At 38.1% G+C, this 23,169-nt stretch carries 20 protein-coding genes; 5 read left to right on the top strand and 15 right to left on the bottom strand.

Features of this window, described 5'->3' with window-relative positions; genetic code table 11:
• The first annotated feature begins 83 nt into the window (after positions 1 to 83).
• The gene (locus N0B48_RS06625) at positions 84 to 2,726 is read left to right on the top strand and encodes a TonB-dependent receptor plug domain-containing protein (protein WP_259837715.1); all 2,643 of its coding nucleotides are present in this window, start codon (positions 84 to 86) and stop codon (positions 2,724 to 2,726) included.
• A gap of 35 nt (positions 2,727 to 2,761) precedes the next feature.
• Positions 2,762 to 3,985, top strand: coding sequence for a beta-helix domain-containing protein (locus N0B48_RS06620; protein ID WP_259837713.1), 1,224 nt, complete (start codon positions 2,762 to 2,764; stop codon positions 3,983 to 3,985).
• A gap of 245 nt (positions 3,986 to 4,230) precedes the next feature.
• On the opposite strand, the gene N0B48_RS06615 is transcribed toward N0B48_RS06620, so the two are convergent.
• The 7 genes from N0B48_RS06615 to N0B48_RS06585 form a co-directional block, all read right to left on the bottom strand.
• Positions 4,231 to 5,469: an amidohydrolase gene (locus N0B48_RS06615; protein WP_259837711.1), complete on the bottom strand. Its 1,239-nt coding sequence runs from the start codon at positions 5,467 to 5,469 to the stop codon at positions 4,231 to 4,233.
• 82 nt (positions 5,470 to 5,551) lie between these two features.
• A complete protein-coding gene (locus tag N0B48_RS06610) occupies positions 5,552 to 6,394 on the bottom strand; it encodes an AraC family transcriptional regulator (protein ID WP_259837709.1) in 843 nt (280 codons plus the stop codon).
• A gap of 426 nt (positions 6,395 to 6,820) precedes the next feature.
• The gene (locus N0B48_RS06605) at positions 6,821 to 8,155 is read right to left on the bottom strand and encodes an amidohydrolase (RefSeq protein WP_259837707.1); all 1,335 of its coding nucleotides are present in this window, start codon (positions 8,153 to 8,155) and stop codon (positions 6,821 to 6,823) included.
• Positions 8,156 to 8,480: 325 nt separating this feature from the next.
• Entirely contained in the window at positions 8,481 to 9,764 is a 1,284-nt protein-coding gene (hemL, locus tag N0B48_RS06600; RefSeq protein ID WP_259837704.1) for a glutamate-1-semialdehyde 2,1-aminomutase, read from the bottom strand.
• Positions 9,765 to 9,840: 76 nt separating this feature from the next.
• Positions 9,841 to 10,902 carry a glucosaminidase domain-containing protein gene (locus N0B48_RS06595; protein ID WP_259837702.1) on the bottom strand — a complete coding sequence of 354 codons (1,062 nt, stop codon included), beginning with the start codon at positions 10,900 to 10,902 and terminating at the stop codon, positions 9,841 to 9,843.
• 16 nt (positions 10,903 to 10,918) lie between these two features.
• Entirely contained in the window at positions 10,919 to 11,827 is a 909-nt protein-coding gene (locus N0B48_RS06590; RefSeq protein ID WP_259837700.1) for a 1-aminocyclopropane-1-carboxylate deaminase/D-cysteine desulfhydrase, read from the bottom strand.
• Between the two features lie 366 nt (positions 11,828 to 12,193).
• Entirely contained in the window at positions 12,194 to 12,520 is a 327-nt protein-coding gene (locus N0B48_RS06585) for a hypothetical protein (protein WP_259837698.1), read from the bottom strand.
• 40 nt (positions 12,521 to 12,560) lie between these two features.
• Between N0B48_RS06585 and N0B48_RS06580 the strand changes: the two genes are divergently transcribed.
• The 3 genes from N0B48_RS06580 to N0B48_RS06570 all read left to right on the top strand — a co-directional run bounded on the left by N0B48_RS06580 (position 12,561) and on the right by N0B48_RS06570 (position 15,294).
• Positions 12,561 to 12,743 carry a C1orf53 family protein gene (locus tag N0B48_RS06580; RefSeq protein ID WP_007842321.1) on the top strand — a complete coding sequence of 61 codons (183 nt, stop codon included), beginning with the start codon at positions 12,561 to 12,563 and terminating at the stop codon, positions 12,741 to 12,743.
• A gap of 1 nt (position 12,744) precedes the next feature.
• Positions 12,745 to 13,275: a DUF4136 domain-containing protein gene (locus N0B48_RS06575; protein WP_259837690.1), complete on the top strand. Its 531-nt coding sequence runs from the start codon at positions 12,745 to 12,747 to the stop codon at positions 13,273 to 13,275.
• Positions 13,276 to 13,767: 492 nt separating this feature from the next.
• On the top strand, positions 13,768 to 15,294 hold the full coding sequence (locus N0B48_RS06570) for an endonuclease (RefSeq protein WP_259837689.1): 1,527 nt from the start codon (positions 13,768 to 13,770) through the stop codon (positions 15,292 to 15,294).
• Positions 15,295 to 15,368: 74 nt separating this feature from the next.
• On the opposite strand, the gene N0B48_RS06565 is transcribed toward N0B48_RS06570, so the two are convergent.
• The 8 genes from N0B48_RS06565 to N0B48_RS06530 are packed head-to-tail and all read right to left on the bottom strand — an operon-like array spanning position 15,369 to position 23,168.
• Positions 15,369 to 16,022, bottom strand: a complete 654-nt coding sequence (locus N0B48_RS06565) for a hypothetical protein (RefSeq protein ID WP_259837688.1) — start codon at positions 16,020 to 16,022, stop codon at positions 15,369 to 15,371.
• A gap of 58 nt (positions 16,023 to 16,080) precedes the next feature.
• On the bottom strand, positions 16,081 to 16,734 hold the full coding sequence (locus N0B48_RS06560) for a hypothetical protein (RefSeq protein WP_259837686.1): 654 nt from the start codon (positions 16,732 to 16,734) through the stop codon (positions 16,081 to 16,083).
• Positions 16,735 to 16,746: 12 nt separating this feature from the next.
• Positions 16,747 to 17,562, bottom strand: coding sequence for a hypothetical protein (locus N0B48_RS06555; RefSeq protein ID WP_259837684.1), 816 nt, complete (start codon positions 17,560 to 17,562; stop codon positions 16,747 to 16,749).
• 8 nt (positions 17,563 to 17,570) lie between these two features.
• Positions 17,571 to 20,234: an OmpA family protein gene (locus tag N0B48_RS06550; RefSeq protein ID WP_259837683.1), complete on the bottom strand. Its 2,664-nt coding sequence runs from the start codon at positions 20,232 to 20,234 to the stop codon at positions 17,571 to 17,573.
• Between the two features lie 11 nt (positions 20,235 to 20,245).
• Positions 20,246 to 20,734 carry a DUF4280 domain-containing protein gene (locus tag N0B48_RS06545; protein WP_259837681.1) on the bottom strand — a complete coding sequence of 163 codons (489 nt, stop codon included), beginning with the start codon at positions 20,732 to 20,734 and terminating at the stop codon, positions 20,246 to 20,248.
• Between the two features lie 2 nt (positions 20,735 to 20,736).
• Positions 20,737 to 21,771 carry a hypothetical protein gene (locus N0B48_RS06540; protein WP_259837680.1) on the bottom strand — a complete coding sequence of 345 codons (1,035 nt, stop codon included), beginning with the start codon at positions 21,769 to 21,771 and terminating at the stop codon, positions 20,737 to 20,739.
• A gap of 19 nt (positions 21,772 to 21,790) precedes the next feature.
• On the bottom strand, positions 21,791 to 22,831 hold the full coding sequence (locus tag N0B48_RS06535) for a hypothetical protein (RefSeq protein ID WP_259837678.1): 1,041 nt from the start codon (positions 22,829 to 22,831) through the stop codon (positions 21,791 to 21,793).
• A gap of 37 nt (positions 22,832 to 22,868) precedes the next feature.
• Positions 22,869 to 23,168 carry a hypothetical protein gene (locus N0B48_RS06530; RefSeq protein WP_259837676.1) on the bottom strand — a complete coding sequence of 100 codons (300 nt, stop codon included), beginning with the start codon at positions 23,166 to 23,168 and terminating at the stop codon, positions 22,869 to 22,871.
• Position 23,169 lies beyond the last annotated feature (1 nt).

Here is a 23,169-nt window from a genome sequence, read left to right as displayed (position 1 = left end):
ATTAAAACACCCTAAACCATTTACCCCATTAATCTTTTATTCCTTTGCACCGAAAGAATCTAGTAAATAAAGTAAGTAAAATAATGAAAATTAATAAACTTAGCATTGCAGTCGTATTTTTATCCGGATCAATGTTTTACGCTCAGGAAACGAAGCAGGACACGATTATAAAGGAGAAAAAAATTGATGGCGTAGTAATCCAGGGAAGCAGTAACAAGAAAACTGAAACTGCGGTATTAGGAGAACAAAAAAAAGCGGTCATTCAAAAACAGGCTGTAAGTGCTGAAGAGATATCCAGAAAAGGAATCTCTAACGTAGAACAGGGACTTACGAAAGTAACGGGAATCACTACGGTAGAAGGAAGAGGACTTTTCGTAAGAGGTCTTGAAGAACGATACAATTATTTATTGATCAACGGTCTTGGATCTCCTTCCAACAACCCATTCCAGAAGATCATTGCGCTGAAGCAGTTCCCAACGGATGTGGTAGGAAAACTAAATATCTACAAAACCTTCAACTCCAACCTTTACGGAGATTTTGCAGGAGCTACTTTTGATATCGAAACGCTTACGATTGATAAGCCTTTTACAAAAGTGGAGTTCAGTGTGGGTGTGAATACTTTGAGTACATTCAGAAACAATTTCAAAATAGCTGAAGGGGCAGACGGAATGAATGGATATTTAGGATTAAACTCTAAAGACAGAAGACTTCCGGATGAGATCAGAAACTCAAGACCAAGCAACTATAGATTTACAGCAAGCGAATCGACAAATTCATTCAAAGACTCCTGGAATGTAGACAATGTAAAATCAATGCCTAATACAAGTATTGGATTTACTACTGCACAGAAAGTGAAAATGGGATCAGGGAACCTAGGTGTTTTATTCTCTTTAAACCAAGGGAGTAAGTTTGAATATAAGAATGGAGACAACAATCAGTTCAGATCGCTTGGTAAAGAGTCATTCATTGATAATATGAATTTTCTTAACCGTAAACAATATACTTATGAAACAGAATCTTCCGTTTTATTAGGGTTAGGTTATAAGAATAAGGGAACAAATGTTAACTTAAATGCTATTTATTTACAGAATACAAATAATATCATAGAAGATAACTTCGGATATAAAGATGGCCAGGTTCGTAACAAAGACAGCGGATTTTTCAGAACCAATCAGTTAGATGTTTCAAGATTTTTAGACTTGCAGCTAACAGCTTCTCAGAAAATTGCGGACAGACATCAGGTAAAGGCCGGAGCGAGTTATGTAATGAATAATTATCAGCAGCCTGACAGAAAGATTATAGAAGCTAACCGTATTGATCCTGTAACGAATCAAATGCTTCCTGACGGATATGTCCAGATGCGTTATGGAGGAAATAACCTTATTCGTCAGTACCTGGATGTAGATTCAAGATTCTACGGTTCAGCGTTCGCAGAATATCAGTTATCACTGGGTGAAAAAGGAGATAAAAAAGACTATCCTATTCAGATTGCTGTGGGTTACAACGGTTTCTCTGATTTCAGAAAAACTTCTTACCGATTTATCTTCGGGCGTACTTCAGGATCGTCAAACCAAGCTCATGTAGTTAATATTGACAGTCCGCAGGATGTCTTTAATGCATCGATAAATGATGGAAGCTTATTTTATCAGGAGGGTTCTGATACTTCTCAGTTCTATTCCAGTTTTTATCAGATCATTAATGGAGGTTATGCTAATATCAACCTTAAGCCCAACGATTCTTGGGATATCTTATTGGGAGCGAGGTATGAAAATGATATGACTTTGATCCGTTATTCAAAACAAAGTGACGATAACAAGCAAAATTTAGAAAAAAATAAAGATTTCTTCCTGCCTTCATTATCCATTAAAAAAGCAATTAATAGTAAAAATAATTTAAGATTCTCTTTCAGCAAAACGGTTACACGTCCTATCCTGATCGAGACTATGCCAATTACTTATATTAACCCGGATAACGTAAACATTGTAGGTAACCCTGAAATTAAAAACAGTGAAAACTACAATTTCGATTTGAAATGGGAATATTTCCCTACCAACAAGGAAATGTTTGCTGTTAACCTATTCGCTAAAAGAATCGACAACGCCATTGAACGCTCATTAGTAGCTTCAGGAAATGCGACAGGTTCTACGATCACATTCTTCAATGCTAAGAAAGCTGATTTATTTGGGGTAGAATTGGAAGGGATTTTCAGTTTAAGCAGAATATCAGAATCTCTTCATAATTTCACTTTGGGAGCTAATGCAACCATCATGTACTCTGATGTTGAAAGAAGTGCAGATCAACTGAAAATGGAAGAGCCTGAGTGGTTCAAAACAACTGGGGAAACATTACGTAAAAGAGGTCTTCAGGGAGCTGCTCCTTATACCATCAATGCTGATTTAAAGTATGAGCTTAAAAACCGTAACAACTTAGCCCATACTTTCTCTCTTGTGTATAACGTATCAGGAAGCAAAATATATGCAACAGGAGGTGCAGGTACAGATAACTACTACGAAAAGCCATTTAGCCAGATCGATTTTGTATACCAGGGGCAACTATCCAAAAACTGGAATGTAAAACTGGGAGTGCAGAATATCTTAGACAGCAAATATAAAATCTTATTGGGTGACAAAAATTATCTCCCGCTTAATATAGAGGAAGGAAATAATACATTGGTCAACTATTACAGAGGTATCACATTCAACTTCACTGTTGGCTACACATTCTAAAATAAATTAATAAAAAATAAAAATAAAGTATAAAAATGAAAAGAAGAGTTTTATCATTATTATCGTTAACAGCCGTGTTAACATTAGCCTTAAATTCATGTACTATCGAGGTAAATGATGGCTTAGGAGACGGTACTACAGTTACTACTCCTGGAACTACTGAAAGTGTATTAAGCGGAAGCGGAACATTATCAGGAACTATTTCAAAAGATATCCTTATCAAAAAAGGAAGTTATACATTAGACGGAATCGTAAAAATTACAAATAACGCTACCATCACTATTGAAGCAGGAGCTACTTTCAATGTAGTAACTTCTAAAACAAGTGGTTTAGTGATTCTTCAGGACGGGAAGATCAACGCTGTAGGTACAGCTGCTGAGCCAATTGTATTCACAACTTCTACTAAAACTCCTGGAGACTGGGGTGGAATTACCATCTACGGAAGCGCTCCTATCAAAGCTGTGAACGGAAATGCACAGGCTCTTTCTGAAGACGGAAATAACGTGTACTACGGAGGAACTGATGCCAATTCAAACTCAGGAACCATGAAGTTTGTAAGAGTGGAATATGCAGGTAAAAAGATTGGTGACGGTACTTCTGAAACCAACTCTATGACATTCTACGCTGTAGGAGCAGGAACTACTTTAGAGAACCTTGTAACCTACAAAGGAACTGACGACGGATACGAATTCTTCGGTGGAACTGTAAGTGCTAAAAATATTGTTTCTTACGGTAACTTCGATGACTCTTTCGACTGGCAGGATGCATGGAGCGGACAGAACAATACCAACTGGTATGCTTTCCAGACAGGAACAGGTAACTTCGGAATGGAAATCGAAGCTTCCGGTAATGCTGATAACGTAGCACCAAAAGTATCCAACATTACTTTAATCAGAGACACGAATACTAACCCGGAATCTGCAAACTCTCCTGAAATTTCTGCTATCCAGTTCAAAAAACACGGAACAGGAATTTTCTCAAACGTTTATATCAGCGGTTATAAAAATATCGGAACTCAAAAAGGGTATGCTGTACTGATTCAAGATGCAGCTACAGAAACAAGCCAGGTAAATACAGGGAAAGTAGTTGTAGCACCTCTTACTTACTTAGCCTCTGACAACGCAGGAGTTTGGGGATATGCATTCACTCCAAATGGTGCTAAAACGTTCACCAATGCTGCTACCGTTACCAAAGTATCTCTAACTCCTGGAGCATGGACTACAGTAGACGGAGTAAATCTTTTAGCGGGATTACAATAAGTAACTAGTTTCTTCATATCAAATTTTAAAAGCCATCAGGAATTTTTTCTGATGGCTTTTGATTAATTAGCTTCTCCAATCGACATCTTTATATAGGTCTTTTATCTCTTCTGATGTTTCGCACGTGATTCTTAATTCTCATCTGCAAAAAAAATAATCATTCTTACAAGACATCGAAAAAGCCATCAGAAAATCCAATGGCTTTATTCACAAAAAACAAGTATATTAAAAAATATATATTTCAATTAAGGTCTCCAGAAAAGATTCCCTTCGTTCATGAAGGCTTCAGTTTTGGATATTCTGGAAACTGCTTCTGCAGAACATGAAGCATCGGCCAGCACAATAGAGGCTTCGTCCCCCGGCTTTGGCCATTGCTGCTTTCCTTTGTCATCCAGCGGAAGAATACTTTGAGTGGCAAACTGAAGCGTTCTGGACAGTTCAAATTCAGTTGCATATCCGTAAAGCTCGGCAATCAGATTCGCTTTCTGAAGCATATTTCCTGAACCGAAGGTACTCCAGTAATCCTGGACATTATCATTTCCAATCAGAACATTCACTCCATACTTTTTCAGGACAGGAATAGGCATTACCGTTCCTCTGAAGGGGATAGAAGAGGCAATTCCCACTTTTCCTTCTGCCAGTCTTTCTGCGATCTTTTCCGTTTCTTTTGGAGAAAGATGTCCCAAAGCAAAAGCATGACTTACAAATGTTTTTCCCTGCAACTGCGGATTCTCAATCGTTTTATCAATCAGATAATTGATTGTTTTCATCCCAGATTCTCCTGCTTCATGAAGATGAATATCTATTCCTTTTTGATGGTCTAAAGCCAGCTGTATCGTAAAATCAAGCACCTTTTCAATATGACCGTCGATACTTAATGGATCAAGACCTCCGATAAAACCTACACTTTTCAGTTGGGCTGCTTCTTTCAGCAAAGGAGCCGTATCTGTATAATACAAGCCATGCTGCGGAAAAGCCACAAGTTCACCTTTGAAAGAATCTTTTTTATGTTCCAAAGATTTTTCCAGATTCTCCAAAGATTTTAAACCTGAGGTAGGATCAATATTAAAGTGTGTTCTCGCAAAATGAGTTCCGTAATGCTGTAACAAACTGATCAGCTGCTCTGCCCTTTCCACGGAGGTTTTTAAAAGTTCAGGGATGATTTCCTGCTCATAAGCGATCATGTCCTTTACTGTTCTCCGTTTGGGCGAAAGTGCCTGCCACGGAAGTCCATATAATGTCTTATCCAGATGGATGTGCATATCCTTAAAGGCAGGAAGCATCAGAAAACCTTTGGCATCCAACGCATCAGAAGCTGGATTATTCGGCTTTACAGCTTTGATCTTTCCACCTTCTATGTCAATACTGAAAAGATCAGTTTTTGTCCTGATCACTTCTCCTTCATCATATTCAAATCCCATTTCCAGACGGACATTTTTGAGCGAATATGTTCCTTTTGCAACCAATTGATACGGAAACTGCATAACTTATCTTTTAACAGGACAAAGTTACGCCGGCTTTGTCTCAGAGCCGGTGTATCAATTATGCTTTGTTTTGTATGGATTATTATTTAAACTGGGAAGGTGTCATCCCCGTCTGTGCTTTGAAAAATTTGGAAAAACTCGCATGATCATAGAACCCAAGATCATAAACAATATCCTTTACAGACATTTCGGAGACTTTTAAAAGTCGTTTTGCCTCCAGCAGAATCCTGTCCTGAACAAGAGAAGAAGCCGAAGCATTCAGATTTTTTTTACAGACAATATTTAAATAATTCGCAGAAATATTAAGCTTCTCCGCATAGAAAGACACCGATCTTTCTGTTCTGAAATGCTCATCGATAAGCTGTAAAAATTTAGAAATAATAGGATTGGAATGATACATTTCAAAATCTTTGAAAGTGCCCTCCACTGATTTACTGACCAGCAACCCAATCAGCTCACTCCGCTTCTGGATGACTTCCCAAAATACATGCTCCTCACCCACCTCTTTCTGAATGGCCTGAAATTCATACAGGAAAGTCCCAAAAGTTTCTTTGGAAAGATTAATAACGGGATGACTCTGATAATACGAAGCTGAAAACCTCAGCGAAGGCAGAAAACTTTCAAACCAGTCTCTGCTGATCATCAACTGATAACCTACCGTTTCCTTTTCAATCACCCATTGATGAACCTGATCCGGAAAAACAAGATGAATCTGGCTGTTTCCCACTTCATATTCCGTGAAATCAATGGTGTGACTGCCTTTTCCGTGTTCAAAAAGGTTGATGATAAAAAAATCATGTTTATGGGGTTCATCAATGGAACGTTCGCCATGCAATTCATTAAACAGCAGATGACAGCCCTGAAGCTGGTTTTCGCTGAACTCCTGAATGCCTAAGATTGGAAAATGATCTGTATGATGACCCACTTGATCTGATTTTCTCTTAAAATTAGTAAAATTTATGCGAGAAATCTGAACGGATGGAGATATTTTCATTTTTAAACAAGATTGATTGCTTTTAACAATAAAACGCACTGATCATAGGAGTAATTTTGAAACATTAAGATGAATAAAGGAGATAAGGTTAGTTAAGAAAAAATCAAATGATTTTTTAAGTGATTCTACTTCACAGCGGAGCTCAAACTTAATATTCTTAAAAACTGAATGAATCTTAATGGTTCAATATTTTCAGAAAAAGATCTGATCAATCTGCACAAAATTATTTCTTAGCCACAAAAGTTTTTAAACACTTAAGTTATTTTAAGTTGAAAATATTGGGAAAAGAAGATCACTTAAGTTCTTTGAAAATCTTTGATTTTCAAAAGTAGGAGTACAACTTTCATCCTCTTGTTTTTAATAAACCACATTTCCCTGATGAACTAGTGATTCCACATTTGAAATTCTTGATACCGCTTCTGCCGAGCAGCTTGCATTCATCAGCACAAAATCTGCCTGATCTCCGGCTTTTGGCCATTGTTGGTTTCCTTTGTCATCCAATGGAAGAACATTCGCCGTTGCCAGTTTCAGACTTCTGGATAATAAAAACTCTGTGGAATATCCATACAATTGCGCCATCTGATTTGCTTTCTGAAGCACACTTCCTGTCCCGAAAGTATTCCAGTGATCTACAATGCTGTCATTCCCGGTCAAAACCGTTACATTATGCTTATACAGCACAGGAATCGGCATGATGAGGTTTCCAAACGGGATGGTAGAAACAATTCCGATCTGAGCTTCCGATAGCTTTTCAGCCATTTCTTCCTGTTTCGTTTTGTCTAATTTGGCTAAAATAAAACAATGACTCAGGTATGTTTTTCCTTTCAGTGAAGGATTTTCATTGACTTTTTTGATGAGATATTCCACGGTATTCAACCCTGATTCGCCGGTTTCATGAAGGTGAATATCAATTCCTTTTTTGTGATCTAAAGCCAGCTGAACCGAAAAATCAGCTGTTTTTTCAATATTTCCGTCAATGTTAAACGGGTCTACTCCACCGATAAAATCAATGTCCATCTGAGCTGCCTCTTTCAGATAAGGCACCGAATCTGTATAAAAAACGCCATGTTGTGGAAAAGCAACCAGTTCGGCTCCGAAACCTTTCTTTTTATTTTCTAAAGCCTTCTGAAGGTTTTTTAATGAGTCCAGTTTTGAGGTGGGTTCAATATTGACATGACTTCTCGCAAAAGATGTTCCTTTTGACTGCAACAGTTCAATCATTTTTTCTGCTTTGAATGTTGAGTTTTTCAGCATTTCGGGAAGCATTTTCTGCTCAAGCGTAATCATTCCTTTTACACCACCCGTTCTTTTTCTGACCGCCTGCCATTTATCGCCGTAAAACGTTTTATCCAAATGAATATGCATATCTTTAAATGCAGGAAGCATAAGCATTCCTTTGGCATCAGTGGCTTTTGCATTCGGTTGATTTGGGGCTATACTTTTGATTTTCCCGTTTTCAATTTCAATACAAAACAGATCGGTTTTGGTAGCAATAACTTCTCCTTCTTCATACTCAAAACCGGTTTCCAGACGGACATTCTTAAGGCTTAATTTTCCTTTTGCCGAAACAGTATGTTCTCCAAAAAAAGGAGATGCTACCATGATATTGGGCATTAAGCTAAGTCCGGCTGCGGCCAGCGCTGAATTTCTTATAAAATCTTTACGGGATATCGTATTGTCAGAGGTCTTCATTTCCAATCTATTTATTACAAAAATAGAAAGAACGGGCAGGATGAAGGTGTATGGTTTATTACAATATCTGTATGATTTATTGGATGACTTAATTTGTTTTGTGCTGAAAATGTTAAACCATTAAGATTCATTCAGTTTTTAAGAATATTAAGTTTGAGCTTCGTTTTAAGTAGAATCAGTAAAAAAAGTCATTTGATTTTTTCTTAACTTTTCTTACCTCCTTCATTCATCTTCATGTTTCAAAAACTATTCAAATATCAATCTTATAATAAAAAAAGAACCGGATTTTAAAACCCGGTTCCATTATAATTGATCTGTTTAAATCTTAAGAATATTCAAATTTTCTTACTGCTTCAAGCGTCCTATCGATTTCTCTATCCTTGATGGCATCACTTATGAAATAGGTTTCATATCCACTTGGCGGAAGATATACTCCATTCTGAAGCATCTGGTGAAAGAAATTATTGAACAGCGAATGGTTGGAAGCCGCTGCTTCATCAAAATTGGAAACGCTGTTGATATGAAAAAATACAGACATCATTGATCCCTTTCTGTTGATTTTGTGGGCAATTCCTTTTTCATTCAGAATTTTTCCTATTCCAAAATCCAGTGTTTCTGCGGTTTTATTGATTCTGTTAAAAAATTCCGGATCATTTTTGATGAGCTGTAATGTTTTTAATCCTGCTCTCATAGCCAATGGATTTCCACTTAAGGTTCCGGCCTGATAAACCCCTCCTTTAGGCGCCAGATGATCCATGATTTCGTTTCTTCCTGCAAATGCTCCTACCGGAAGTCCTCCACCGATCACTTTTCCGTAAGTAACAAGGTCAGCTTTCACGTTATATAATTCCTGTGCCCCTCCGAAAGCCAGTCTGAAACCGGTCATCACCTCATCAAAAATCAATAAAGCTCCGTTTTCATCGCAGATTTTTCTTAAGTTTTGAAGGAAATTGTTTTCAGGAAGTACACAGCCCATATTTCCAGCAACCGGCTCAATGATCACGGCTGCTATTTGTCCCTGATTGTGACGAAACAGATCTTCTACCTGCTCGAAATCGTTATAACGGGCTAAAAGAGTGTCTTTGGCTGTTCCTTCTGTTACTCCAGGAGAATTCGGGTTTCCGAAAGTTGCTGCACCGCTTCCTGCCTTGATCAGGAATGAATCTGAGTGACCATGATAACAGCCTTCAAATTTAACGATCTTATCTCTTTTTGTAAAACCTCTGGCCAGTCTTACAGCACTCATACATGCTTCTGTACCTGAAGAAACCATTCTGATCTGGTCAATATTCGGGACATTTTCTACGATGAATTTTGCAATTTCTGTTTCCAGTTCTGTAGGTGCTCCGAAAGAAAAGCCTTTTTCAGCCTGTAATTTCAGCTCTTCCAGTACTTCGGGATGGGTGTGGCCTAAAATAGCCGGTCCCCATGAATTGATATAGTCGATATAGGTATTGTCATCTGCATCGGTAAGATAGGCTCCTTTTGCCGATTTCATGAATACAGGAACTCCTCCTACTGATTTGAATGCTCGAACCGGAGAATTAACTCCTCCTGGAATGTATTTGTAGGCTTCATCAAATAAAGCCGAACTTCTTTGGTATTTCATATTTTAGTTGAACGTTGAGCGTTTATGGTTTGACCGTTAACTCAGAACTGGCAGCCATAAATTAAACAACAAAAAATTAGTTTCTGGGTTTTTTATCAATCAAATAAATCAGCTGGCCTGCAGACGGTTTTTGTCCTTCATCCATTCTGTTTTTTGCGTATAATTTATTCAATTTGATTCCGAATTTCTGAGCGATATCGTGCATATCTTCACCGGATTCGGCTTTGTAGATGGCTGTATTTCCGGCAGAATTTTTAGATTCAAGGAAAACGATATCATTTTTCTTTAATACATCACTATCCAATTCATTCCATTTGATCAGTCTGCTTTCGCTCACTCTGAATTTATCTGCAATAAATTTAACGTTGGTATCTTCAGGAATGACGATATATCTTAAACCTTCGTTCGGATGTGTTTTGATAAGAATTGAATTAAGAATTTCAGCTTTTGTTTTGATCCGCTCCACTCTTTTCTGTTGCTGCGCGTAAGAGGTCTGCTTGTAAGGAACTTCTACGGTAACCTGATCTTTAGCTTTTTTGGTGACCATTTTTGCAGGTTCCAGCTGAGCCATAAATGTGCGGTCATCTTTCAGATCCGGATACATTTTAAGAACGGCATAGAGAACTTCTCTTGAACTTGTATCATCAAACTCATACAATCTGTATTTTTCGATTTTGGTGATGAGGATGGAAGCGTAACGGGGATTGGTTGCGTAACCCGCTTTTTTAAGACCGTGTGCCCACGCTTTGTAATCTTTCATATCAAGATTGAAAAGATTCGCGTAATATTTTCTTGTGGATAAAAATACCGAGTGATCTTCGTACGACTGTCTTGGATCGTCATAGACACGGAAACATTCATTGGGAGCGTCATCCGTATGCTTCATGGTTTTTCCGGTCCAGTCTTCTTTACATTTTATTCCGAAGTGATTTTTGCCTTCCTGAGCCAGTCTGCTTTGCCCTCCTCCGGTCTCCAAGAGTCCCTGGGCCAATGTGATAGAAGCAGGAATTTTGTATTTTTCCATCTCCTCTACCGCATATTTAGCGAATTTCTGAATGTACTGGTCTTCAGTAGCCCAAGCCTGAGCTGAGAATTTTGATAAAACTAAAAGGCTTATGAGTAAGAAAAGTCTTTTCATGTTTTTCAATTTTTACTTATATAATTAAATTTCTATTCTGTTTTTCCAAAAGCAAGTTGGCTCCTTCAATACCCTGCAATCCGCCGGTATGAAAGCACAAAACCCTGCTGTTCTCAGGAAAATATCCTTCATCTATCAGTTCGAAAACTTTCTGCATCATTTTTCCCGTATATACCGGTTCCAAAGGGATCCCGTATTTCTCTTTAAAATCATTGATAAAACGGATGTTTTCATCTTTTATTTTACCATAACCTCCAAAACATGAATCTATTAGATTAAAATTCCGTCCTGAAGTTAATTCTAAGATTTTATTCTCCAGTGAAGTATCGTCAACGACCTTAAATCCTATAACTTTCTGATTTTCTTCACAAAATTTCGCAATTCCAGCAACCGTTCCTCCGGTTCCGACTGCGGTGCAAAGATAATCAAAATCTTTTGTTTGGTCATTCAGCATCATTTTTACGCCTGCTACAGCCTCTTCATTGGTGCCTCCTTCAGGAATGATCAGGGCATCCGGGAATTCGTTTTGTAAAAATTCGGTTAATTTTTCTTTGTGGCGGTATTCCTCACGGGTGACAAATTTCAGATTCATTCCGTTTCTTTTCGCAAAAAGAAGTGTAGGATTATCACGCCATTTATGTTCGAGTTCTTCACCTCTGATGATTCCCAATGTCTGAATACCCGACAAGCTTCCTGCTGCAGATACTGCGGCAATATGATTGGAGTAGGCCCCGCCAAATGTAATCAGATAGGGGGTTTCCGGATTTTTCTCCAGATAGTTGTTGATATTGTAAAAGAGTTTCCAGTATTTGTTTCCTGAGATTTGGGGATGAACGAGGTCTTCTCTTTTGATAAAGAGTTTTATATTGTTTTGAATAGGTATTTCCTGAATGGGAATGGGTTCTGCCGGGGCTTTTAATAGCATTTTAGCGGTTTAACTATTATCTGCAAAATTAGTAAAAGATTTGTGTTTCTGTGGATTTATATAAATTGCGTGAATTATTTTGATTTATTACGATAGAAAATAGAGAAAAATTTAAGGTTGATTATTTTTTTAACCACGGAGGACGCAGATTTTCACAGATGATGATACTAAATGCATTTGTGATCATTCGTAATAATATTTGTGCAATTTGTGTTTTAATTTTTATGTTTTGGCTAAAGCCGCAGAAGACGGGTTATTTTTTGAAGGCGGGCTAAAGCCCACCCCTATTGAATTTTAAGGTAACCATTATACATTATACATTATACATTATACATTATACATTATACATTATACATTATACATTTATTACAAATACTTCCTGAAATTCCAGAACTTCCTTTTTTTCAGATAATCCAGATCATGTTCATTGGCGTAGGCTTCCCGTTCAAATGAGATCCTTTTATAGGCCAGGAAACCGTCTTTGAGTTTGAAAAACCAGTAGTAATATTCGATAACATAAACAATGTAAAAGAAAATAATAAGCATTTCCAGCTGCTGTCTCAGATGGATTTTTTCGTGATTGATAAGTACATTATTTTCCTTATCTTCGGGTTTCCTAATGAAGATAAAGGGAAAGAGAGCAATGCCGTTAATTTTTAATTTTTTTAATGGCTTTTGGCATATAATTATCATACTCACAAATATAAAGTTTTTTGACTTAGAGATTTAACTTATGGCCCATTATGACATCAAAGAAGGTGAAGACTTCTACTACAATGAACAGGGGTACAAGGTTTTTACGGAAAAATTCCATCTGAAAAGGGGATATTGCTGTAAAAGCGGCTGCAGACACTGTCCTTACGGGTACGATAAAAAGACGGATACATTCATTAAAAACGATAAAAAAAATAAATAAAATGAAAAAATATATTTTTATTTTGTTAGCCACGGCTGCATTAGGCCTTACATCGTGCAGTCCTTTCCAGGTACGTTCAGATTATGCGGAAACGGCCAATTTTACGACTTATAAAACCTATAAGATCAGAATTGACGATCTGAAACTGAATGATATTGATAAAGACAGAGTTTTAAACGAGTTATCGAGACAGCTTCAAACCAAAGGACTTCAGTCCGGCGAGAATCCTGATCTGATCGTTAATGTAAAAGCAAATCATAAAAAAGTAACGGACATCACCAACAACAGCTCTCCTTACGGAATGTGGGGATGGGGCGGTTCTTTCGGATGGGGCGTTGGTATGAGCAGAACATGGACCAGCAACTATAATGAAGGCGCAATAATCGTTGATCTGATCGATTCTAAAACGAACAAACTGGTTTGGCAGGGAATCGGAAGCGGAATTTCCGTGGATTCTCCAAAATCCAAACAGAGACAGATTCCTGAGATTATGGCTGAGATCATGAAAAATTATCCTCCTCAGAGAAAGTAAGATTTATTTTAAATCAATTTTATATATCATCCGGTGCAGTTTTTCTGTGCCGGATTTTTTTCGTTCAAAAGAATTGAAAGCTTCAAATATTTTTTTAGACATTAAACTTTCAGGAATTTCTTTTACCTGTCCTTTTGTCTTGAAACAAAAGAACGAAAAATTCAAGACTGAAATCTTCCGCTAAAAATTAAAAATTAATCCTAAAATTTCCAAAACTCGTGCGGATTAAATATTACAGTTCCATTTCAATATTTTATCCCGCACTCAGACAGTGGAAATTTTTTAACGGATTAAGTTTTAATTTTCTTAACGCTCCATCTTCATAGGTCGGTTAAATTCCCCTCTGGAGAAATCGTCTGCCATTGAAATGAGTCTACAATCATTTGAAGTTAATTCGGAGCTTCACAAACTGCATGCGGTACATTTTAAAATTAACAATTATGTAATTTCTTTTTCGTGAAAATATAGTATTCTTACAGAAATTTTATTGATATGAAAAAATTGATCTTATGTACTGTAATAGCTGGGTTTGCCAATGCTCAGGCTCCTGCAGGGTATTACAATTCAGCCAATGGATTAAGCGGTGCCGCGCTGAAAACGGCGTTAAGTTCTATCATTACAAGCGGACATCAGGACAAAGGATATGGTGGGCTTTGGACAGGCTATAAAACAACTGACATTGACAAAAACTACGAAAATGACGGTTCCATCATGGATATTTATTCAGAAAAACCTTCAGGAGCCGATCCTTACAAATATACTCCGGGAACCAATCAGTGTGGAACGTATTCTGTAGAAGGAAACTGCTACAACAGAGAGCATATTGTTCCTCAAAGTTTATTCAATGAATCTTCGCCGATGGTTTCGGATATTCACTTTATCAGAGCTACAGACGGAAAGGTGAATGGAATGAGAAGCAACTATCCTTTCGGAAAGGTAGGTTCGGCAACATTTACTTCTAAAAACGGATCCAAATTGGGAAGCTCTTCTTCTTCAGGATATGCAGGAACGGTATTTGAACCGATCGACGAGTTCAAAGGGGATGTAGCCAGAATGATCTTCTATTTTGTAACCCGTTATCAGAGCAAACTTTCTACTTTTTCTTCCGGCAATATGTTAGGTAATTCAACATTTCCAGGACTACAGACCTGGGAGCTGAATGTTCTTCTGGCATGGCACAATCAGGATCCTGTTTCGGCAGCTGAAATTGGAAGAAATAATGCTTCTTACACTTATCAGGGGAACAGAAACCCTTTCATCGACAATCCGAATTATGTGAATCAAATCTGGGGTTCTTCGAATCCTGGACCTACAGATCCGGGAACACCAAACCCAGGAACAGGTTGCGTGAACGAAACGTTTGAAACAATTCCGGCTGCGAATGCTTCTTATACAACAAGAACATGGACTGGAAGCGGTATTTCATGGACTGCAACGGATGCCAGAACAGACCAGACTATTAACAGCAAAGCGATTACGGTAAGATCAGGATCTTTAACTTCAGGAAGTTCAGCCAATGGTATCGGATCACTGACGGTAACTACGCAGCTTAAATTTTCAGGAAGCGATGGAACTTTTGATGTGAAAGTAAACGGAACAACAGTAGGAACTGTACCTTACAGCACTACTGCAACGACGACTACCATCAATAATATCAATATTTCAGGAAATGTAACGGTAAGCCTTGTGAACAGCTCATCCAGCAACAGAGTAGCGATTGATGATCTTAAATGGACGTGCTATTCGGGAACTGCAAAACAGGCTCAGAAAATAGCCGCTGACGAAACTGCCGTTCAGGTGCTTCAGGTCTACCCTAACCCGATCTCAGGACAGGAAATCTTTGTAAAAGGAGATACTCAGAATATCAAAAAAGCAGAGATCTATAATCTTCAGGGGAAAACACTTCAGACGATTAACAGTCCTTTTAAAAATGGAAATTCTATTAAGATCAAAAATCTTGAGCAGGGAGTTTATATTTTAAAACTTGATCAGTCTACTTTGAAGTTTATTGTGAAATAATCTGTTGACTAAAATAATATAGCCGGTTCAAAAACATTGAACCGGCTTTTTTTTACTTAAAAACAGTGTTTCTCTTATTTCATGTACTGATACCACGGAGATCCTTGTGGAGTTGGATATTTTAATCCGAAAACCGCATCGTTTCTGTAGGCATCTTTGGTTACGGTCACATACTTATTTCTGATTCTTCCATCGTCTTCAATAGAAAGACTCAGGATGGAATAGTTTTTCCCATCGTCCCAGAAGAAAGATGTAGGATAGGTAAATGAGTTTTTCTCACCCTGATTCCAGGATACTTTATCCGGTGCGACTTTCTTAAGCTTTTCAAAAATCTGCTTTACTATTTTAGCATCTACAGTTGCCTTATCAGTCACGGTAGCGGTAGGTTTTCCATGTTTTCCTGCAATTTTCTCAACAAATTCCAGAGAGTTTTTTTCAGCGGCATTGGTGTCGATTGCCCCTACTTTTCCTTTGTATACGGTAATTCTTGTCCCCATTGTGATGTCTAAAGGAATTCCTCCATACGTCAAACCTTTATTTTCATCCGCATAATATTGAATGACATCCGGTTTGCTGCTTTTATCTTTCAGAAATACATCTTTATTTTCAAAATCATACTTCGTTGCCTCCTCGCCCAAAGAGACGGATGAAAGATCAAATGATTTATTTCCGCAGCAGATATTAATCAATACCACGAAAATTAATATCAGGAATTTTCCTTTTTTCATAATAGTTTATATTTTGATTTATTAATGTCGCTTACAAGTTCTTTGCAGAGAAACTATTTTACTGTTTTAAATAGATAAATACGATACATAATACGTTGATCAAAATGAGTACCAGCCCTGCTCTCAAAGACCATCTTAGTCTTTTTTTCATAACAGAAGATGTCCCGTAAGTAGCAAGCAGTGTTGCAAAAAATGCAGCAACTCCTGTAAAGACACCTCCAGCGGCCAGCATGATCCAATCCAGTTCTACAGCATTGGTGCTGTCTTGATTCCCGGCATCTGTAATTTTCACTTTTTCTCCCAGAGCCGGCGGATCATTACTGGTGATATCGAGTGTTTTTACAATTTTTTCGCCATTGGCACCGGTATACTCTACTCTCGGAAAAAAGATAACTCTGTCGCTGTAGGAAGAGTTGGAAAAGTTTTTCCCTTTTGTGATTTCTTTCTTATATCCGATCACGGTTGCTGTATATTGAGGTTCATCGAAAGTTCTGTAGGCTTTCTCCCAAAAAAATGAGTAGGATAAAATGAACGTCAAAGCATTCATGGAAACCATTATTAACGAAACAAAAAACAAAAGAAAGGCCTTCTCAAGAAAACCTCCTGTTTTTCCGGAATCCTGTTTTTTACCCGAAATTTTTGAAAAAATCCCGTATCCTAAGAATATGGAAAACAGAACAATTACCGCTACAAAACCTCCAAAAAAAGTCATTAACCCGATATTTTAAATAATACTAAATCCTTTTTCCTTCGTTCTCATGTGAAGCTTAATTTCCATTTCAACATTTCCCTGCTTTTCAAGGTCGGGGCTTTTGAACTGGAGCGGCTGAGACCCGTCTTTTCTCATGAGTCTTACCAATTTACCATAGCCCATAATTTCAAGGTGCAAATCAGCCTCATTAAGCTCTTCCACCGCTAAATTCTGACCAAACAACTGGCCGGCACTGTCTAAAAATCTTTTTTTCCGGTCTTCGGTATAATATAAAGCCTGCTCCTGAAGCTGCATCTTGTCCTGAGACATTTCCAGATATTTTCCGGCATTGTGCTCAACTAAAACTGCACGTATCTGTTTATAATATTTGAAAACATCACTGAAGAGGTCTTCTTTCTTCACATCTTTAAAATCTACCGAATGCTGCCAACCGTCCAATACAAAAGGAAGTTCCACTTCTATTTCACTGGTCACATTAAAAGTCGGGTGCTGGACATTCTCTGTCAGTCCGTCCCATGGAGATTCCATTTTAGGATGAAATTCAGCACGGGATGCTTTCCAGTTATCAAAATCTGCACAAAAGAAATCTACCGACAGGGTGTCATCTTCATCCAAAACATTTTTCCCCAAACGCGGATACATTTTTCCAACGACCTGATATTTCCCGCTCTGAAGCAGTGCCTGATTGATCATGGTATCTCCTCCGAATCCGCCTTCTTTGGTCTCATCTCCGTACCAGTCTATCACAGGAACATCATTTACGTAAATAGTTCCCGAACAATACATTCTGGGATAAACGGAATATAATGGTTTTTTAAAATTATGCATACCTGAATTTAAGTTAAATATTTTTTATCCATATAGTAAGTTTCTTCTTTCATCACCTTTTCTTCTACTTTGAAATTACTTTTCCACCAGCCTACTTCACCTTCTATCTCTACAGAAAGAACAACTCCTGAAAATTTCAGAACAGGCTGGATAAATAATCCTTTCGTATCAGAATCTATCACAATATCACCTCCAAAATAGGAATCTGCTTTGGCGGCCGCTTTAAAAGTAGCAATAGGTTTTGCTTTGGTTCCTTTTACAGTTCCCACTTCAATACTGATACTGAGTTCTATGGTAGCTCCCATTTTCCCTCCGATCGTGGTTTTACCCTGCATATTGATCCCGTTAATACTGTCAATTTTCAAGGCATCCACCATGATTTCCAGTTCACCATAAAATGTAGCGGTAAAGGTAACCGAAGCGCCCAGTTTTTCCAGTCCGCCTCTGAATTTATTGATAAGTTTCGCAGCAGCAGGGTTTCCTGTTGCTCCGTAAGAAGCTACCGCAATGGCGGCGCCTATGATATCAATAACGACTTCTGCACCTATCAAAGGTTTAAAACCAAAACCTACTTCTCCGATAACGCTCAATGCAGCTCTCTCATTGACTCTCTCCAGATACCACTTTCCTACAACGGTAAATTTGGGATATCTGAGATTAAAACCAACGGGAATAGCGGTTTCTTTTGCAGCACTCTGAGCATAATTGATGGCATTCTGAACGATATCTACAGCAGTAGCGATCATTCTGGCGACCACCTCTATTTTATCTGCAAACTCGTTGGTAAAGCTTCTTTTTTCCCGGCCGGCATCCCATTCTGCAGACAGTCCTACGCCTACATTGATCGGAACTTTTCCGTCTTTATTCAGCTGCATTCTTTTGTACCCTGCCTGTCTGGATTTTTCCTGATGCTTGGCGTAGATGTTCCCCGGCGGCATATTGGCAGCTTTATAATTGGAAACATTCACCTGGAATTCCAGAGCGAGTTCCCATTTAATATCCGGATAAGCTTTAATTAAAACCGTTGTTCTTTTATCATTACTGAAATATCTGCAACTGTGAATGTTCATATGGAACTGATTCGGATTGGTTGCTATAGGCCAGATATACTGTATGGGAGCAGCATTGAACCTTGACATATTCGAGTAGACTTTATAATTAAAAGAAGGTGGGGCAAAAGTCTGTTTGGTATCTCCTTTATCTACTGCCTGACCTACGTCGATCATCAGGATCTGCTTTTTATGCTTGTTTTTACTTCCGTGGTAGCATTCATTGGTATCAAATCCGGAAATGTCGATCGTGAGGTCTTTTTTCGTTGACTCCGTCGGAGCTACGACTTCATAATTAATGGTCTGGGCATCGTGAGCATTGAATACAAAAGAAATATCTACTCTTCGGTTACTCTCATAATCTTTTTCATTTTTGAACCGGATATTATCCTTACCCATTTTATCGTCCGTAGGATCTATTTCTCCTTTCCCAACGGAAATGATTCTGCTTGGATCAAGGCCGCCGTCTGCAAAAAATTTCTTAACCACATCGGCTCTTCTTTGGGACAGTCCTTTATTGTAATTCTGTTTTCCGATCACGCAGGCATAACCGCTCAGATTCATCGTTGAATCTCTGTGTTCCAGAAGAAACTTGAGTACATTATTGAGGATGGCTACTCCATCTTTATCGATTACCGTAGAATCAAATTTATAATAGATTGTCCTTTCGATACGCTCCTGAAGGGCCGCAGACTGTATTTTTTTTATTCCTTTACCATTATCAAAAACAGTTACCGTCGTATTGCTGGCTTTTCCATCTTTCACTTCGCTTTCGGTGATTTTGATCATTTCAAAGCGGCAAGGTTCCTGACGTACGGAATTTACATCCGGCTTGTATACTTTCGTAGGGGTCTGATTCTTACTGACATTGGCATTGGTAGTGACCACTTTATTTTTTACATTCAGATAAATGGCGTGAAGATCATCACCCAGATTATCTTTAATGTACTGTTTGGAAGCGGTATCTTTTACTTTGATATAAAACTCTTCTACATTCTGAATGTTATCTACATGAGCCATCCATGAGTAGGTATTTTCTATTTTTACATTGATCTCTCCGTCTATGACCAGAACATTATTATAGACATGAACCAGCTTGTCTTTTTTTGCGGTCTGCTGATTCCAGAGCTCTATCGTTACGGTATTTCCGTTAAGACCTTCCGTCATCAGATTAAGATAAACCACATGTCCGTAAGAAATGAAATTACTCTTATTCTGGTTTTTGATGCTGGTTTTACTTCCTCTTTGGGTCGTCCATTTGCTGGTAACAATTTTAGGATCACACCAGCCCTTTACATAGAGTCCTACAGGATTTTTAGGGTCTCTTTTTCCGGACAGACTTGCTTCAATATAATAATGATAGCTTCCGCAAAACTGTTTGGAGATCAGAAATTTATAGCCTCCTTTTGAGGGAGCCTGATTGATGATGATTTTCCGGTTGTTGGTCTGCCTCATCCAGATAATTTCTTTCTTTTTATCTTCGGCAGTAGTTCCGGGCAGCCATTCTTCAACGCCAAAATAAACCCACTGATCAGGTTTTAGCGTTACTCTCTGGCCTTTCACCGACATATCGGGATAGTAAAGTCCTTTTGTAATCTGTATTTTTTTTACACCTTTAGCCATTTCTCTGTCGTTTAGATTACACCATCCTGCCCGCCGTAGGTAGGCTGTTCATTATACATTTCTTCTGAATCCACCAATGGATTGATCTGCTGCTGTACATCCTTATCCGCATTTTTAAAATTCTGCGGACTGCCTTCCGTTCTCTGTCCGTGGTCTATGATCTCGATACACGGTGTTCCGGCAATAGCACAGATGGCTTTGCTGGTTTCTACGATAATATAGCCGCCGTTAGTAAGCTGTACTTTTTCATAGAAATCTTTCCATTCGGTGACCATGATTTTGCATGGCGGTGGCGGAACTCCCATTTTGATGCAGTTCCCGAATGTATTTTTCTCGAATGTGGCCGCTCCTATTTCTTTCGTGGTGACGATAAGTTTTTTGGAAGCGTTTTTATCATTCGCGTATTCTTTTTCGTGTGAGAGCACTTTGAGTTTGTCCGGAAGCTGTCCGAACTGGCATTTGCACATAGCACCCTGTACTACAATATGTTTTTCTGCCATGGTTAAAATTCTTTATTTGAAATTACTAGCCGGGTTAAATATTCATTCCCGAATTCAAGACGAACGAAGGAGGAGTTCATCTTAAAAGTGACCACCGTTAATGCTTTTGATTCATTTTCTTCCGTATCTCCTACGGTCTGATAAAGCTGTGCGTTATATCTTGCAAATTTCTGCTTGCATTCTGATGGTGAGCTGTCGTTAAATACCAGCCCATGAGGTAATCCTGACACCATATCTTCCCCGTAATACTGAATGGCATAATATTCCAGACCGGTGCTCATATTGGCGTAGATCATATTAAAATCATCGAAATCCCAGTTGGAGTATTTTCCACCTTTGCAGTCTTTGCATTCCGGTTGAGTGGGCTGTACCTGTAAAAGTTTTGTAAAGGTATCAGACGTAGCCGGTAGCGCAATAAACTGCTTCTTCCCAAACAGACTCTGCAGTTTTTTTGAAACTTTTTTCTGCTTCGGATTTTCTGCGATCATATCCGTTGTCATGGCAGCGGTAGTATAGGTAGTGGCTGTACTGTCAGTTAGTGATTCATCATCATTTGAAAGTTCCGGGCGTTTGTAGGTTAAAAGAAATTCTTTGATCTCTTTTTCCACTTTACCCGTAGATTTGGTCAATTTTGTATCTACCTCTTTCTTCGACCAGCTGTCCGGAATTACTTTTTCAAGAAAAACAGTCACTTTCGTGCTTTTTGTGGAGACCTTTTTCATACTGACATTCCATACCGCCTGCTGGATAAACTGTTTAGATTTAGCGCCATTTTTCAGGGCGAGGGTCAGATAAGGATTTTTTTGGTCGCCTTCATATTTCAAATGATAAAGATCAACGGTCGTAGAGAAATCAGTATCCGATGCAGCAGCAGCTTTCACTTCGTCCTGTGTGAAATCATTTTTAAAATCCAAAATGGAATTCTGTAGAGTCTCGATATCTTTCGGGACATTAAATTCCACTTTTTGTCCAAAATACAGGCTAAAGCTTAATATAAAAACAAGTATGGATAATTTATGATTTGGTTTAATTTTCATTTTGTTAGTTTTTTTTCAATTATTCAGTCAGCATCGCAATGGCTACTGCTATTTTCTTTTTCTTCTCAAGTTGTATATCACATTCTAAATACATTGATTTTACAAGTAAATTTTGCCCGTTCAGATAATATACGATCCTGAAATTTCCTTCATGATTCATTTCCGGATGATCTTCAATGATCATTGAAAAGGGGGCTTTGTTTATGAAATCATAAGTACTTCTTTCATCATTTAATTTCCCTTCGCCTTCTATATTAACCAGGCCGGATTCTCCTTTCAGCGGATCAATTTCCAGTTTTATTTCATATTTTGGTTCTACCGGATTATCTACCACAGGGAAACTTTCCGCTATCTCTGTTTCATAATCCTGTCCGAAACTCTGATAAACCCCGAAAAACAATGTTCTGATGAAATAATCATTTTTCAGATAAAGACTTATTACCTCGGGTTCAGAGATTACTTTTTCGATCTTAAGGCAGTACTCACCTACTGTTTCGCCTTCAAATTCTTTGTAAACCTCCTCTTTTACCGCCGCCCATCTTTCTTTAAACACTGAAAGATTTTCCACCGTATTAAATTTCCCTTGCTCATCTACACTGATCTGTAAGGGATACAAAACTTTAGATGTTTTATACGCCAGAAGATCGGCTATTTCATTTACTTCTTCTTCGTTCAGAAAAAGATTGGACGTTCTGTCTATTTCAAAAAAATGCAGCCTGTTCTCGGTTTTCAGCCAGCGTACTGAAGTTTCATATTTCAGTTCATTATTATGGTCGTTGCTTTCAATATTGATTGAAACTCCATATCTGTAGAATGAATTGTCAGGTTGAAAAGCAAGACTGTTTCCTCTTCCGAACGGTACCAGTTTATTTTTATCCGTCACCGCTGTTCTTGGAAGAAAAAGTTTCTTCTGACCTGTAAGCTCAATCAGAATCATATCCTTGACATCGCAGTGGTTATTGTGAAATAACTTTAAAGCATCTGCATCTAAATGGTACAGTGAAGCTATACTTTTCAGGCTCTCCCCTGTCTGGACGGTATGTATATTAAATTTCTGCATAAAATGATCCGGCATCCCTGTTCTCTGTCAGTATTTCTTACTTAATACTCAGTATATAAATGATCAGCAGCGCGATACCCGATGCCATCAATATTAAATTTGTACTTCTGTTTTTGTTATTTTTGGTAAAAAAGCCCGCTATAATCTCTATTAAAAGTAATAAACACCATAAAACAATCCAGCAGACATTTAAAACCAGATCCATAGGAATAGACATCCCGCTGTTTCCACCTATTGATTGGACAGGATTGAACCATGAATCCCAGTGGTCATATACATAGATCAGGATAAATCCTACAATCAGAATTGCTACTCTTATTACTAAATGTTTATTCATT

It is taken from the genome of Chryseobacterium herbae, from assembly GCF_025154075.1.
GTDB classification, from domain to species: Bacteria; Bacteroidota; Bacteroidia; order Flavobacteriales; family Weeksellaceae; genus Chryseobacterium; species Chryseobacterium herbae.
This window is presented reverse-complemented; position numbering and strand designations above follow the sequence as displayed.

What these genes read in the sequence shown, in the direction of transcription:
- N0B48_RS06590 (WP_259837700.1), bottom strand. Translation starts at nt 11,827, where the DNA reads ATGCTATTAAAAGCCCCGGCAGAACCCATTCCCATTCAGGAAATACCT.
- N0B48_RS06570 (WP_259837689.1), top strand. Translation starts at nt 13,768, where the DNA reads ATGAAAAAATTGATCTTATGTACTGTAATAGCTGGGTTTGCCAATGCT.
- N0B48_RS06530 (WP_259837676.1), bottom strand. Translation starts at nt 23,168, where the DNA reads ATGAATAAACATTTAGTAATAAGAGTAGCAATTCTGATTGTAGGATTT.
- N0B48_RS06575 (WP_259837690.1), top strand. Translation starts at nt 12,745, where the DNA reads ATGAAAAAATATATTTTTATTTTGTTAGCCACGGCTGCATTAGGCCTT.
- N0B48_RS06535 (WP_259837678.1), bottom strand. Translation starts at nt 22,831, where the DNA reads ATGCAGAAATTTAATATACATACCGTCCAGACAGGGGAGAGCCTGAAA.
- N0B48_RS06580 (WP_007842321.1), top strand. Translation starts at nt 12,561, where the DNA reads ATGGCCCATTATGACATCAAAGAAGGTGAAGACTTCTACTACAATGAA.
- N0B48_RS06555 (WP_259837684.1), bottom strand. Translation starts at nt 17,562, where the DNA reads ATGCATAATTTTAAAAAACCATTATATTCCGTTTATCCCAGAATGTAT.
- N0B48_RS06615 (WP_259837711.1), bottom strand. Translation starts at nt 5,469, where the DNA reads ATGCAGTTTCCGTATCAATTGGTTGCAAAAGGAACATATTCGCTCAAA.
- N0B48_RS06545 (WP_259837681.1), bottom strand. Translation starts at nt 20,734, where the DNA reads ATGGCAGAAAAACATATTGTAGTACAGGGTGCTATGTGCAAATGCCAG.
- N0B48_RS06560 (WP_259837686.1), bottom strand. Translation starts at nt 16,734, where the DNA reads ATGACTTTTTTTGGAGGTTTTGTAGCGGTAATTGTTCTGTTTTCCATA.
- N0B48_RS06550 (WP_259837683.1), bottom strand. Translation starts at nt 20,234, where the DNA reads ATGGCTAAAGGTGTAAAAAAAATACAGATTACAAAAGGACTTTACTAT.
- N0B48_RS06595 (WP_259837702.1), bottom strand. Translation starts at nt 10,902, where the DNA reads ATGAAAAGACTTTTCTTACTCATAAGCCTTTTAGTTTTATCAAAATTC.
- N0B48_RS06620 (WP_259837713.1), top strand. Translation starts at nt 2,762, where the DNA reads ATGAAAAGAAGAGTTTTATCATTATTATCGTTAACAGCCGTGTTAACA.
- N0B48_RS06585 (WP_259837698.1), bottom strand. Translation starts at nt 12,520, where the DNA reads ATGATAATTATATGCCAAAAGCCATTAAAAAAATTAAAAATTAACGGC.
- hemL (WP_259837704.1), bottom strand. Translation starts at nt 9,764, where the DNA reads ATGAAATACCAAAGAAGTTCGGCTTTATTTGATGAAGCCTACAAATAC.
- N0B48_RS06565 (WP_259837688.1), bottom strand. Translation starts at nt 16,022, where the DNA reads ATGAAAAAAGGAAAATTCCTGATATTAATTTTCGTGGTATTGATTAAT.
- N0B48_RS06605 (WP_259837707.1), bottom strand. Translation starts at nt 8,155, where the DNA reads ATGAAGACCTCTGACAATACGATATCCCGTAAAGATTTTATAAGAAAT.
- N0B48_RS06540 (WP_259837680.1), bottom strand. Translation starts at nt 21,771, where the DNA reads ATGAAAATTAAACCAAATCATAAATTATCCATACTTGTTTTTATATTA.
- N0B48_RS06625 (WP_259837715.1), top strand. Translation starts at nt 84, where the DNA reads ATGAAAATTAATAAACTTAGCATTGCAGTCGTATTTTTATCCGGATCA.